Here is a 13167-nt window from a genome sequence, read left to right on the forward strand (position 1 = left end):
ACGACACCCCGGACAGGGCCTCCGCCAGCTCCGCGCCCGACATCGACCCCGAGCGCGCGTCGACCTCGACACCTTCGGCACGGAACGCTTCCGCCGCCACCGGATGGATGTTCTCCAGGAGCAAGACCTTCACACCATGAGCGTAGAGCCTCGGTGACTCCAGTCACATACTGCAGCCCGGTTCACGTCAGTACGGCAAACCGGTGAACCGACCGCCGGCGACGGATCCCGCAGGGGTGCGGGATCCCTCGCCGAGGCGTCAGCCGAGCAGCGGCTTCACCTTGGTGCCGAAGTCGTGCACGCCCTGCTCGAAGTCGTCGAACGTGAACATCATCCCCTGCACGCCGGGCATCTTGGCGACCTCGTCGATCTGCCGCGCGACCGTCTCGTACGACCCGACCAGGGTGGCCATGTTGAAGTTGACCGCGCCCTCGGGGAGGTTGATCGTGCGCGCGGTGCCCCCGCCGTCGGCGGTCTTGTCGGCGCTGCCCTCGTCGCTCATGTAGCCGAGCGCGCCGGCGTCGGCGCCCTCGTTGTAGGAGCGCCACTTCGCCTGCGCCTCCTCGTCGGTGTCGGCCATGATCGCCATGAACAGCGGCAGCGACTTCACGTCACGGCCGGTCTCCTTGGCGAACGACGCGAGCCGTTCGGTGGGCTGGCGGTAGACCTCGGGGTCGTTGACGCCCGGCGAGAGGATGAAGTTGTAGTCGCCGTACTCGGCGCAGAAGCGCATCCCGCGCTCCGACTGCCCGGCGCAGACGATGTCGACCTTGCCCGACGGCCGCGGCGAGAGCACGCAGTCGTCCATCTGGAAGTACTGCCCGTCGAGGTCGCAGCGCCCGGTCTCCCACAGGTCGCGCAGGACCTTCACGTACTCCGTGGAGTAGTCGTAGCGGTAGCCGAAGTACTCGTCGCCGGGCCAGAGGCCCATCTGCTCGTACTCGCCCTTGGCCCAGCCCGAGACGATGTTGACGCCGAAGCGCCCGGGTGCGATCTGGTCGATCGTCGACGCCATGCGCGCGACGAGGGCGGGCGGCAGCGTCAGCACGGCCGTCGACGCGTAGAGCTTGATCCGGTCGGTGACCGCCGCGAGCCCCGCCATCAGCGTGAAGGACTCGAGGTTGTGGTCCCAGAACTCGGTCTTCCCGCCGAAGCCCCGCAGTTTGATCATCGACAGCGCGAACGCGAAGCCCTGCCGCTCCGCCTCCTGCACGACGTTGCGGTTGAGGTCCCACGTCGGCATGTACTGCGGGGAGTTCTCGGAGATGAGCCAGCCGTTGTTGCCGATCGGGATGAAGACGCCGAAGTCCACGGGGGGCCGCCAATCCTTGGAGGGTCAGGAAACGGGGACGGGGAGCGCACGCAGCGCCGGGACCACCTCGCGGGCGAGGAGGTCGAGGGAGGTCCGCGCCGCCTCGACCGGCATGCCGGCCCAGTCGGTGCGGAACACGAAGTGGTCGACGCCGAGCTCGTCGCGCCACGGGAGGAGTGCGGCGGTGCAGTCCTCCGGAGACCCCACCACGAACCGGTCGCGGGAGAGGTCGTCGTAACCGACCCGGAACGACTCGGTTCCGGGCATGACACGGTCCTGGCCCCAGTCCGCGTAGACCTCGTACTTCCGGCTGAGGTGCGGCATGGCCAGCTCGAGGGCCTGCTCCCGGGTGGGGGCGCAGAACACCTCGCGGATCAGGGGGAGCTCGGCGACGGGGCCGCGCCCGGCCGCCGTCCGCTCCGCGTGGAACAGGCCCAGCTGCCGGGCGACGGTCGCCCGGGTGGCGTGCGGGTTGATCATCCACGTGTCGGCGAGACGGGCCGCCCGCCGCACCGCGCCGTCGGCGTTGGCCGCCATCCAGATCGGGGGGCGGGTCTCGCCGTCGGGCCGGGCGACCGGCCGGAACGTCGCCCGGACGCCGTCGAGCCGGCACCACGGCAGGTCGGCGGAGACGGCCTCGCCGCGCCACAGGCCCTCGACGATGCGCAGGTTCTCGGTGAACCGCCGGACCTTGTCCCCCGGCGGCACCCCGAACGCGTCGTACTCCACCTGCCGGTAGCCCAGCCCGATCCCGAAGACCGAGCGGCCGCCCGCGACGACGTCGAGCCCGGCGTAGGCCTCCGCGGTGTCGACGGGGTGGTGCAGCGCGAGGAGGTGGACGCCGCTGCCGACCGTCATCTCCCCGGCCTCGGCGGCCACCCGCGCGAGCCACGGCAGCGGCTGGATGTGTGCCATCGACTCGGCGAGGTGGTGCTGGCCGGCGAACACGGAGTCCAGGCCGCCGTCGCGGGCGGTGCGCACGAGGGAGAGCTGCTCCTCCAGCGCCACCAGCGGGTCGCGGCCCGGCGGCTGCTGATGGGTGAGGAAGACCCCGGCGCGGATCCGCTTCCCGCTCGGGTCGAGCTCCCCTATCGGCGTGCTCCCCTCGATGCTCCGTCTCCCGTCAGACCCCACGGCAGGCCTCGGCGAACTCGGCGGCGGGGCGGTCGTCACCCAGCGAGAGCACGGCGTCCCGCACGCGGTCGGCCGTCGCGGTGTCGGCGACGCGCCCGATGGTGCCGGCGAACTTCTCGTCGATCTCCGCGTTGGTCAGCGGGCGACGGTCGTGGCCGCGGTTGACCTGCTCGCGGTGGGCGACCACCCGGCCGTCGGCGAGCTCGATCTCGACGCGCCCGGAGTAGGCCTCGGGGAACAGGCCCTCGTGGTCGTCGACGACCTCGACGCGCCGCGCCAGCGCGAGGATCCCGGGGTCACCGAGCGCGTCGTCGGAGAGCTCGGCGAGCGTGAACCGTCCGCGCCGCAGCGAGGCCGCGACGGTGAACGGCAGGCTGAACTTGGCGTCGTACTCGTCGCGCGGCACCCACTTGTTCTCCGGCGGCTGGCAGACGACCTTGCCGGGCACGGGGTGGATCGCGCACCGGATCGCGCGCACGTCGTCGGCCGCGATGCCGTGCTCCTCGCGCAGCAGCAGGGCCGCGTCGGCGAACGCGTGGTTGAAGTGGCAGATCGGATAGGGCTTCACCGCCGTGCGCATCAGCTCCCACTGCGTGCCGAGGCCGTCGGCGACCGCCTCGGGCCGGGTCTCCCGCCCGGTGAGGTGGGTGGCGTAGAGACCGAAGCGGCCCTCGTACACCGCGCCGGGCCCGGTCCAGCCGGCCTTCGCGAACGCGGCGGCGGTGAGCCCCGACATCGCCGCCCAGCCCGGGTGCAGGCGCTTCGTCCACGCCCCGTCCTCGAGGAACTCCAGCAGGCCCGCCGCCATGGACCCGACGACGCCCTGTGCCGTCGCGAGCCCCGCGGCGTCGAGCCCGGAGAGCCGCCCGGCCGCGACCGCGGCGCCGAACGCGCCGGCGACGGCGGTCGGGTGGTAGCCGACGTCGTGGAAGCCGCCCGCCCCGCCGAGGCCGACCCGGGCCGACACCTCGACCCCGAGGACGTACGCCGCGAGCAGCTCGCGCGTGCTCGCCCCGGCCACCGTGGCCGCGGAGATCGCCGCCGGGAGCGCGGAGGCCGAGACGTGCGTGACGGCCGGGATGTGCGTGTCGTCGAAGTCCATGCCGTGCACCAGCACCCCGTTGAGCACCGCGGCGTCGCGCGGGGAGAGCCGATCGGGCATGCCGAGCACCGGGTGGCTGCCGCCGCCGAAGGTCGCGAGCGCGTCCCGGGCGATGCCGGGGAACCGGTAGGCGGTGGACGCGAAGGCCAGGCCGACCGCGTCGAGCACGAGGTACCGCGCCCGCTCCAGGACCTCCTCCGGCACGTCGGCGGCGTCGAGGCCGGCCGCGAACTCGGCGACGCGGCCCGCGAGGGCGGTCCGGGTGGGGCTGTCGAGCGACACGAACGGTCCCTTCTACCGGGGTGACCGGGCTCACCGGACCATACGTCAGACGTTTAGACGGCGGAAGGGGCGACCGCGAGGTGGTGGGCGGTGCGCTGCTGGAACACGCGCGCCGCCCACAGCGCCGTCGCCTCGCGGTGCGGCGGGGCGACGAGCTGGGCGGAGACCGGACAGCCGTCCGGGGCCACGCCGGTCGGCACCGCGAGGCCGGGGGCCCCGGTGAGGTTGCCGAGCATCGTGGAGCGCGACTGCGCCGCGTAGAGCGGGTACTCCTGCCCGTCGACGACCACCGTGCCGTCCGGCAGGCGGGGCGCCGTGGACGGGCAGGTCGGGACGACCACCAGGTCGGCGCCGGCGAAGACCGCGTCGAGCTCGTGCTGCAGCTCCACCCGGAACTGCAGCGCCCGCAGGTAGTCGACGGCGGGCGTGACGATGCCCTGGCTGATGCGACGGACGACGACGGGGTCGTAGGTGTCCCAGCGGTCGGCGTCGACACGGTGCAGCGTCGCCGCCTCGGTGAACACCACCTGGTAGCCGATCGGCAGCGCGTCCCCCGCCGACGGCACCTCGCCGGGCACGACCTCCGCGCCGGCGGCCACCAGCTCGTCGACCAGGTGCGCGACCCCGGCGGCCACCGCGGCGTCGCAGAGCTCGGTGAACGCACCGCCGGGGACGGCGATGCGCAGGCCGGTGAGGTCGTGCTCGTCGGGCGTGTCGAACGAGGGCAGCGACGGGCTCCGGGGGTCGGCACCGTCCGGCCCGCGCAGCACGGCGAACAGCCGCTCGACGTCCCGGGCGCTGCGCGCCAGCGGTCCGACGGTCTCGGTCGTCCACGACAGCGGGAACACCCCGGTGCGCGGGATCGCGCCTGCCGTCGGCTTGAGCCCGGTGAGCCCGCACCACGCCGACGGCAGCCGCACCGAGCCGCCGACGTCCGTGCCGAGCGCGCACGGCACCGCCCGCGCCGCGACGGACGCGGCCGATCCCGTCGACGACCCGCCGGCCCACCGCCGCTGGTCCCACGGGTTGCGCACGGCCCCGAAGCGCGGCGGGTGCGGCCCGCCGACGGCGAACTCGGTGGTCGCGTCCTTGCTGACCGCGATCGCCCCGGCGTCCTCGAGCCGGCGGACCACGGTGGCCGACGCGGCGGCCGGCTCGTCGCCGTGGTTCCACGACCCGTTGGTCGTCGGCACCCCGGCGAGGTCGATGACGTCCTTCACCCCGAACGGGACGCCCTCCAGGGGCCGCGCGGTGCCGTCGGCCCAGCGGCGCGCCGACTCCTGCGCGGCGGCGCGGGCCCGCTCGCCGAGCACGGCGATCGTGCAGTTCAGCGCCGCGTGGGCGGCCGCCAGCCTGCTCAGCGCCGCGTCGATCTCCTCGACGGGGTCGGTGTCGCGGGCCGCGTAGGCGGCGAGCAGGTCGGTGGCGTCGTTCACGGGCGCACCCACGCGTCCCCGTGCGCCGGGTCGGCCGCGCCGTCGGCCGCCAGGGGTCGCGCGCGCAGCCGGGCGACGGCCGGCTCGGCAGCCTCGACCGCCGCGCGCAGCACGCCCACGACGTCGTCGTCGATCGTGAAGCCGAGGCGGAGGGCGAGCGCGGCCAGCTCGGCGCGCTCCGGGACGTTCACAGGACCGTCTTCCCCGCCAGCAGCGACGACGCGACGACCGTGCCGAGCATGTCGTTGGTGCCCTCGCCGATCGACATCAGCGGGGCGTCGCGGTACAGCCGCTCGACCTCGAACTCGGTGGAGTAGCCGTAGCCGCCGTGGATGCGCATCGCGTCGGTCGCGCACTCCAGCGCCGCGTCCGAGGCGAAGATCTTCGCCATCCCCGACTCGGTGTCCATGCGCACGCCCTCGTCCATCCGCGACGCCGCCCAGTAGGTCATGAGACGGGCCGCCTGGAGGCGTACGGCGATCGCCGACAGCCGCAGCTGCACGGCCTGGAAGTCGCCGATCGGGTGCCCGAACGCGCTGCGGTCGCGGGCGTAGGCCAGGGACTCCTCGTAGGCGCGCTGGGCGATGCCCACCGAGCGGGCGGCGATGTTCACGCGCCCGGTCTCCAGCGACGACAGCGCCTGCTGCAGCCCGCGTCCCTCGACCCCGCCGAGCAGCTGCGCGGCCGGCACCCGCACGTCGTCGAGCACCACCTCGCACGACTCGGTGCCCTTGTAGCCGAGCTTGCCCATGTCCTTGGTGATCTCGAGGCCGGGCGACCCGGCCTCCACGAGCAGCATGCTCATGCCGCGGTGGGCCGGTGACGCCGTCGGGTCGGTCTTGACCAGCACGGGCAGCGGGTCGGCGTGCCGGGCGTTGGTGATCCACATCTTGGTGCCGCGGACGACGTAGTCGTCACCGTCGCGCCGCGCGGTCGTGGTGATCCCCTGCAGGTCGGTCCCCGCCCCGGGCTCGGTGAGCGCGATCGCGGTGCGTCGCTCCCCCGTCGCCAGCTCCGGGAGGTAGCGCTGCTTCTGCTCGTCGGTGCCGTGCCGGGCGATCATCCAGCAGGACACCGAGTGGCTGCCGAGGATGCCCGCGATGCCCATCCAGCCCCGCGAGATCTCCTCGAAGGTCAGCGCGAAGGAGACGGTGTCCGCGTCGAGCCCCCCGTACTCCTCGGGCACGGCCAGCCCGAACAGGCCGAGCTTGCGCATCCCCTCGACGATCTCGGTCGGGTAGCGGCCCTCGTGCTCCCAGTCGCGGGCGACGGGCACGATCTCGCGGTCGACGAACGAGCGCAGCGTCTCGCGGAAGAGCCGCTGCTCGTCGCTGAGCCGGAAGTCCATCAGGCGTCCCTCCCGAACGCGCCGGCCGCCCGCGCGGCGGCCAGACGCTCGTCGTCGTAGCCGATCCCGCGCAGCACGGTCTCGGTGTGCTCGCCCATCGCCGGTCCGCGGCGGGCCGGCGGGGTGTCGTCGCCCGGCGGCCCGACCCGCACCGGCGAGCGCAGCGACCGCGCGGTGCCCCATGTCGGGTGCTCGGTCTCGGCGACGAGGCCCCGGGCGAGCGTGTGCTCGTCGGTGAGGGCCTCGTCGACCTCGTGGATCGGGGCGCACGGGATTCCGGCGCCGCCCATGAGGTCGATCCAGGTGGCGACGTCCCGGCCGCGGAAGAGCTCCTCGAGCACCGGCAGCAGCACGTCGCGGTGCCGGTCGCGCTCGACGAAGCTCGCGAAGCGCAGGTCCGCGGCGAGGTCGGGGCGCTCGAGCACCACCGTCAGCCGCTGCCAGAACTTCTCCTTGGCGCATCCCACGACGAGCCACCCGTCCGCGGCCTCGAACGCCTGGAACGGCACCAGCGAGGGGTGCGCCGAGTGCCGCGTGCGCGCCGGTTCGTAGCCCGCCGTCATGTGCCAGGTCGCCGGGTACGTCAGCAGGCTGACCGCGGTGTCGAAGAGGGACAGGTCGCAGTCGGTGCCGACCCCGTCGCGGCGGGCCGCGTGGATGCCCGCGAGCAGGGCGATCGCCGCGACGAAGCCGCCGCTGTAGTCCACCAGGGACAGGCCCGCCTTCTGCGGCGCGCCGCCCGGCTCGCCGGTCAGCGACATCCAGCCGCCGAGCGCCTGCAGGACGTAGTCGTAGCCCGGCTCGCGCGACCGCGGCCCGGTCATCCCGAAGCCGGTCAGCGAGCAGCAGACGATCCGCGGGTTGACGTCCTTCAGGTCCTCGTAGCGGATCCCGAGCTTCGCGGGCACGTCGCCGCGCAGGTTCGAGTACACGGCGTCGGCCGAGCGGACGAGGTCGTGGAACACGGCCTGCCCGGCCTCGGTGCGGATGTCGAGCAGCACCGAGGACTTGTTCTTGTTGAACGACTCGAAGAACAGCGAGTCCCCGTCGCCCGCGTAGGGCGGGACGTGGCGGCCGACGTCGCCCCCCGACGTCGGGTCCTCGATCTTGACGACGTCGGCGCCCAGCTCGGCGAGGTGCATCGACCCGAACGGCCCCGCGCCGTACTGCTCGAGCGAGATGATGCGGACGTCCTCGAGCGGCCTCATGCCTCGTTCTCCTGCGGCTCGTTCTCCAGCGGCTCGTTCTCCAGGGACAGGGGGACCTCGGCCTGCGGGAAGTGCGACGCGGCCCGCGGGGCGTCGCGGCGGTGGACGTAGAACGCGCGCTTGAACGTCAGCACCTCGACGCCGTCCTGGTTGAGTCCGCGGCTGCGCACGCGGACGATGCCCGCCTCCGGGCGGCTCGACGAGGCCCGCGTCTCGAGCACCAGCGACTCCGACCACAGGGTGTCGCCCGCGAACACCGGGTTCGTCAGGCGCAGTTCGTCGATCCCGAGGTTCGCGAACGCGTTCTGGCTCGTGTCCGACACCGACTGCCCGAGCACGATGGAGATCGTCAGCGGCGACGCGACGATCATGCGACCGAACTCCGAGTCGGCGCCGACCCGGGCGTTGAAGTGCGCCTGGTTGGTGTTCATCGTCAGCAACGTGAACCAGGTGTTGTCGGTCTCGGTGATCGTGCGACCCAGCGGGTGCTGGTAGACGTCGCCGACCACGAAGTCCTCGAAGAAACGCCCCTGCCACCCCGCGACGACGGCCATGGCGCCGACGCTAAACGTCTGACGTATTGCTCCACAAGCGCCGACGGACCGTCTACGCTGCGACCGTGCCCCCGCAGCCGCCCGCCCCAGGCACGGCCGGGCCCTCGACGCCCGTCGCGCACCTGCGGGTCCAGCGCGTGCGCCCGGCGTACCGGCAGGTGGCCGACGAGCTCCGCACCCAGATCCTCGCGGGCACCCTGCCCGCCGGCACCCGGCTGCCCAACGAGGCCGAGCTCGGCCGCGCCTTCGGCGTCAGCCGCAGCACCGCCCGCGAGGCCCTGCGGGTGCTCTCCAGCCAGCACCTCGTCGAGACCCTCCGCGGCGTGCAGGGCGGCACGTTCGTCAGCGAGCCCGATCCGGCGCGGGTCGTCGAGGACGTCGGCAGCGCCCTCGGCGTCCTCGTCATGACCCCACAGCTGCACGTCAGCGACCTGCTGGAGGCGCGCCTGCTGCTCGAGCCCGCCACCGCCCGGCTGGCCGCGCAGCGCGCCGACGCCGAGACCGTCGAGGCGGTGCGCGCCGCGGCGGCCGCCCCTCGCGACGACCGCGACCCCAGCGGCTTCGTCGGCCACCTCGACTTCCACACCACGCTGCTCATGGCCACCGGCAACCTCATGCTCACGCTCATGGGCCAGCCGGTGAACGACGTGCTGCGCACCCGGCTGCGGCGCGCCGGTGTCGAGGCCGGCGAGTGGGACAAGGTCGACGCCTGCCACCGCGAGATCGCCGAGCACATCGCCGAGGGCCGTGCGGGCGAGGCCGAGGAGTCCATGCGCGACCACATCGTCGAGCTGCGCCGGCTCTACGAGCGCGACGGCTTCTGGACCTGACCGCGGCCGCGGACCAGTGTCCCGCGCGGGACGTTGACCCCTCGCCCGCGCTCCACCACCGTGGCGCCGTGCCCACCGCCCGCACGATCACGTCCCGCGCCATCGCCGCCGACGACCTGACGCCGGCCGCGGCGGCGCGGGTCCGCGAGCAGGCCGCGCAGCACGATCGGGGCGATCCGCTGCCCGACGTCACCGACGGTCTGCGCGTCGACGAGGAGGCCACGACGACGCGCCTGTTCCGCACGCCGCGGACCACGCGCTCCGAGGTGGAGCTGTTGCTGACGCCCGAGCTGCTGGTCGTGGTCGACCACGCCGCCGATCACGACGAGGTGGCCCTCCACCCGCTGCGCCAGGTCGAGTTCTCCGCCGCACCCGCCGAGCTGCTGGCGAAGGTGACCGGGATGCCCGTGGACGTGCCCGACGACCGGCTCCCGGTCACGAGCAGGCCGCTGGGCGGGGAGCGGCGCTCCACCCGCTACGTCCGCGTGGGCACCGGGCCGGACGTGACGGCCTTCCGCGCGGCGCTCACGGCCGCCGTCGAGGCGGCGCGGCCGCGCTCCGACCGGTGAGGGCTCAGCTCGCCTGGCGGTAGCCCGTCGAGCGGCCCGGCGGGATCGACTCGAGCCAGGACGAGAAGCCCGTGAGCACGTCGGGGGCCATCGCGACCTCCCAGGTGCCACCGCGGGTGCGCAGGGACAGCACCGTCGTCGTGGCGGCGTGCATCTCGCCGTCGCGGGGTGGGCGGCGGTCGACGATCTGGAGCTCGGTGCGGTCGAGCACCACCCGGGGCGCGGTCCGCAGGCCGCCGACGTGGAACAGGCGGAACTGGTTGCCCCGGTAGCGGCCGACGCCGGTGCGCCACCCCCGGTCGGAGGGGCGCCCGGTCGCCGCGTCGAGCGGGGGCGACGGGCGCAGGGCCACGTCGACCCCGCCCCGGCGCAGCTGCTGGATGCGCCGCAGCGCCAGCAGCGAGATCACCAGGATGGCCAGCAGCACGACCGCGAGGACGATCTCGACGATCATGCCGGTGGTCAACGGAGCCTCGGTGCTCTCAGTCCTGGCCGGCCGCCGCGAGTCGGGCCTCGGCCCGTGCCTTCGACGCCCGGCCCTCGGCGTCCTCCTCGTTCGCGGAGTCCCGGGCCTGCTGGGCGGCGGAGACGTCGATCTCGTCGGCGAGCTCGGCCTCCTCGGCGAGGATCGTGAGCTTCTCGCCGTCCATCGAGAGGAACCCCCCGAAGACGGCGGCCCGTACCGACTCACCGTCGGTGGGGTCGATCCGCACCATGCCCGCCTCGACGAGCTGGGCGATCAGCGGCTCGTGGCGAGGCAGGATGCCGATCTCACCGACCGCCGTCCGCGCGAAGACGAACTCCGCCGTGCCCGACCAGACCTTGCGCTCCACGGCCACGAGCTCGACCTGCATCTCGGCCACGCGTCGTCATCCTTGTCTCTCGCTGGGGGTGGCACACCGCGCGGCCGGGCTGTCGGGCCCGGCCGCGCGGCGTCTCACTCGGAGTACTTCTTCTGGTTCTCCTCGACGTCGTCGAGGTCACCGCACATCTGGAAGGCCTGCTCGGCGTAGTCGTCGTACTCGCCCTTGGCGATCTTGTCGAACGCCTCGACCGTGTCCTTGACATCCACGTTGGAGCCGGGCTCACCGGTGAACTGCTCGGCGGCGTACATGTTCTGGCCGAGGAAGCGCTCGATGCGCCGCGCGCGGGCGACGGTGAGCTTGTCCTCCTCGGAGAGCTCGTCGATGCCGAGGATGGCGATGATGTCCTGCAGGTCGTTGTACTTCTGCAGGATGCGGATGACCTCGCGCGCCACGCGGTAGTGGTCCTCGCCGACGTACTCGGGGGCGAGGATCGTCGAGGTCGACGTCAGCGGGTCCACCGCGGGGAAGATGCCCTTGGCGAAGACGCCACGGGAGAGCTCCGTGGTCGCGTCCAGGTGGGCGAACGTGGTGGCCGGCGCCGGGTCGGTGTAGTCGTCGGCGGGGACGTAGATCGCCTGCATCGAGGTGATCGACCGGCCCTTGGTCGACGTGATCCGCTCCTGGAGCTCGCCCATCTCGTCGGCGAGCGTCGGCTGGTAGCCCACGGCCGAGGGCATGCGGCCGAGGAGGGTCGAGACCTCCTGGCCGGCCTGGGTGAAGCGGAAGATGTTGTCGATGAACAGGAGGACGTCCTGACCCTCCTGGTCACGGAAGTACTCCGCCATCGTGAGACCCGACAGGCCGACCCGCATGCGGGTGCCCGGCGGCTCGTCCATCTGCCCGAACACCAGCGCGGTGTCCTTGAGGACGTCGGCGTCGGCGAGCTCGACCCAGAGGTCATTGCCCTCACGGGTGCGCTCGCCCACGCCGGCGAACACCGAGGTGCCACCGAAGTTCCGGGCGATGCGCTGGATCATCTCCTGGATGAGCACGGTCTTGCCGACGCCGGCGCCGCCGAAGAGGCCGATCTTGCCGCCCTGCACGTACGGGGTGAGCAGGTCGACGACCTTCAGGCCGGTCTGCAGCACCTCGGTGCGGCCCTCGAGCTGGTCGAAGGGCGGCGGGTCGCGGTGGATCGACCAGCGGTCGAGGTCCTTGCCGTAGCCCGGCTCGTCCAGGCAGTCGCCGAGCGCGTTGAACACGTGCCCCTTGACCTCCTGGCCGACGGGCACCGAGATCGCCGACCCGGTGTCGGTGACCTCCTGCCCGCGGACCACGCCGTCGGTGGGCTGCATGGCGATGGTGCGCACCTGGTTGTCGCCCAGGTGCTGGGCCACCTCCAGGGTGATCATCTTCGTCTCGCCGCCGAGGGTGACGTCGAAGGTGAGCGCGTTGAACAGGTCGGGCACCGCGTCACGCGGGAACTCGACGTCGATGACGGGTCCGAGCACGCGGGCGATGCGCCCGGTCGTGCCGGTGGACTTCTCGGGTGCCTGCGTCATTGGGTCACTCCCCGCTTCCGGCGAGCGCGTTGGCGCCGCCGACGATCTCGCTGATTTCCTGCGTGATCTGGGCCTGGCGGGCCTGGTTCGCCTCGCGCGTCAGATCGTCGATGAGCTCGTTGGCGTTGTCCGTGGCGGCCTTCATCGCCCGTCGACGCGCCGCGGACTCGGACGCCGCGGCGTCGAGCAGTGCCGCGAAGACCCGGGTCCGGAGGTACTTGGGCAGCAGCACGTCGAAGAGCTGTTCGGCCTCCGGCTCGAACAGGTACTCGCCACCCTGCCCCGAGGACTCCGAGTCGGAGCCGGACTCCGACTCCTCCCGGCCCTCCTCGAGCTCCTCCAGCGAGAGCGGCGCGATCTGTCGCGACGTCACGGTCTGGCTGAGCATGTTGGTGAACTGGGTGTAGATGAGGTGGACCTCGTCCACCCCGCCCAGCCCCTCGGCGCCCTCCGGCACGCGCAGGCCCGTGTCGTCGTCGTCATCGGGACGCGACACGGTGTCCTGGCCCCCGGTCATGAAGGCGGCCGCGAGCGCGTCGGCGGCCTCGACCGCGTTCTCGTAGAACGGCAGCTCGGAGAACCCGGTCCAGCTCTGGGCCGGCTCCGTCCCGCGGAAGGCGAAGTAGTCGCGACCCTTGCGGCCGATGACGTAGAGCACGGGCTCCTGGCCCGCCTCCCGGATCTCGGCCAGGCGCCGCTGGGCCGCCCGCAGGATGTTCGCGTTGTAGCCACCGCAGAGGCCGCGGTCGCTGGTGATCACCAGCACGGCGACCCGCGAGACCTCCTCGCGGGCCACCAGCAGCGGGTGGTCGGTGGCCGCGGCCTTGGCGGCCTGCGCGAGCACGTTGGTGAACTCCTCGGCGTAGGGCCGGGAGTTCTCCACCCGGGCCTGCGCCTTGGAGATCCGCGACGTCGCGACGGTCTCCTGGGCCTTGGTGATCTGGGCGATGTTGCGCGACGAACGGATCCGTCGGCGCAGGACGCGGAGCTGTGCAGCCATCGGCGGCCCGTCAGCTCTCGGAGG

Annotated in this window: 14 protein-coding genes; 2 read left to right on the top strand and 12 right to left on the bottom strand. The window is 73.0% G+C overall.

The genetic code is table 11. The annotated features are described in order from the left end of the window. Positions 1-259: 259 nt before the first annotated feature. Genes rutA through ACR9E3_RS09935 form a run of 8 tightly spaced genes read right to left on the bottom strand, consistent with a single transcriptional unit; the run spans position 260 to position 8376 of the window. Entirely contained in the window at positions 260-1312 is a 1053-nt protein-coding gene (rutA, locus tag ACR9E3_RS09900) for a pyrimidine utilization protein A (RefSeq protein ID WP_460380074.1), read from the bottom strand. 24 nt (positions 1313-1336) lie between these two features. Next, positions 1337-2446 (bottom strand): LLM class flavin-dependent oxidoreductase, encoded by a 1110-nt coding sequence (locus ACR9E3_RS09905; protein ID WP_460380075.1) that lies wholly within the window; start codon positions 2444-2446, stop codon positions 1337-1339. Continuing rightward, positions 2436-3830, bottom strand: coding sequence for an MmgE/PrpD family protein (locus ACR9E3_RS09910; protein ID WP_460380076.1), 1395 nt, complete (start codon positions 3828-3830; stop codon positions 2436-2438). The genes ACR9E3_RS09905 and ACR9E3_RS09910 overlap by 11 nt, the downstream gene beginning before the upstream one ends. 53 nt (positions 3831-3883) lie before the next feature. Further along, positions 3884-5266 (bottom strand): amidase, encoded by a 1383-nt coding sequence (locus ACR9E3_RS09915; protein ID WP_460380077.1) that lies wholly within the window; start codon positions 5264-5266, stop codon positions 3884-3886. Continuing rightward, a complete protein-coding gene (locus ACR9E3_RS09920; protein ID WP_460380078.1) occupies positions 5263-5457 on the bottom strand; it encodes a hypothetical protein in 195 nt (64 codons plus the stop codon). Before ACR9E3_RS09920 ends, ACR9E3_RS09915 begins: the two co-directional genes overlap by 4 nt. Continuing rightward, positions 5454-6614, bottom strand: a complete 1161-nt coding sequence (locus ACR9E3_RS09925; protein WP_460380079.1) for an acyl-CoA dehydrogenase family protein — start codon at positions 6612-6614, stop codon at positions 5454-5456. Before ACR9E3_RS09925 ends, ACR9E3_RS09920 begins: the two co-directional genes overlap by 4 nt. Further along, complete coding sequence (locus ACR9E3_RS09930) at positions 6614-7822, bottom strand: CaiB/BaiF CoA transferase family protein (protein WP_460380080.1); 1209 nt, start codon at positions 7820-7822, stop codon at positions 6614-6616. Before ACR9E3_RS09930 ends, ACR9E3_RS09925 begins: the two co-directional genes overlap by 1 nt. After that, positions 7819-8376, bottom strand: a complete 558-nt coding sequence (locus ACR9E3_RS09935; protein WP_460380081.1) for a MaoC family dehydratase — start codon at positions 8374-8376, stop codon at positions 7819-7821. Before ACR9E3_RS09935 ends, ACR9E3_RS09930 begins: the two co-directional genes overlap by 4 nt. 65 nt (positions 8377-8441) lie before the next feature. On the opposite strand from ACR9E3_RS09935, the gene ACR9E3_RS09940 reads away from it, so the two are divergent. Both ACR9E3_RS09940 and ACR9E3_RS09945 read left to right on the top strand, forming a co-directional pair. Beyond that, positions 8442-9206, top strand: a complete 765-nt coding sequence (locus ACR9E3_RS09940) for a FadR/GntR family transcriptional regulator (protein ID WP_460380082.1) — start codon at positions 8442-8444, stop codon at positions 9204-9206. Positions 9207-9274: 68 nt separating this feature from the next. Beyond that, a complete protein-coding gene (locus tag ACR9E3_RS09945; RefSeq protein WP_460380083.1) occupies positions 9275-9775 on the top strand; it encodes a hypothetical protein in 501 nt (166 codons plus the stop codon). A 4-nt stretch (positions 9776-9779) separates the two neighbouring features. Here the strand turns inward: ACR9E3_RS09945 and ACR9E3_RS09950 are convergent, their stop codons facing one another. The 4 genes from ACR9E3_RS09950 to ACR9E3_RS09965 all read right to left on the bottom strand — a co-directional run bounded on the left by ACR9E3_RS09950 (position 9780) and on the right by ACR9E3_RS09965 (position 13143). Then, on the bottom strand, positions 9780-10241 hold the full coding sequence (locus ACR9E3_RS09950) for a DUF2550 domain-containing protein (protein WP_460380084.1): 462 nt from the start codon (positions 10239-10241) through the stop codon (positions 9780-9782). A gap of 16 nt (positions 10242-10257) precedes the next feature. Continuing rightward, positions 10258-10638, bottom strand: a complete 381-nt coding sequence (locus ACR9E3_RS09955) for a F0F1 ATP synthase subunit epsilon (RefSeq protein ID WP_285656285.1) — start codon at positions 10636-10638, stop codon at positions 10258-10260. A gap of 74 nt (positions 10639-10712) precedes the next feature. After that, complete coding sequence (gene atpD / locus ACR9E3_RS09960; RefSeq protein ID WP_460380085.1) at positions 10713-12143, bottom strand: F0F1 ATP synthase subunit beta; 1431 nt, start codon at positions 12141-12143, stop codon at positions 10713-10715. A 4-nt stretch (positions 12144-12147) separates the two neighbouring features. Then, positions 12148-13143: a F0F1 ATP synthase subunit gamma gene (locus ACR9E3_RS09965; protein ID WP_460380086.1), complete on the bottom strand. Its 996-nt coding sequence runs from the start codon at positions 13141-13143 to the stop codon at positions 12148-12150. Positions 13144-13167: the final 24 nt, after the last annotated feature.

This window comes from Actinomycetospora sp. C-140 (assembly GCF_054796175.1).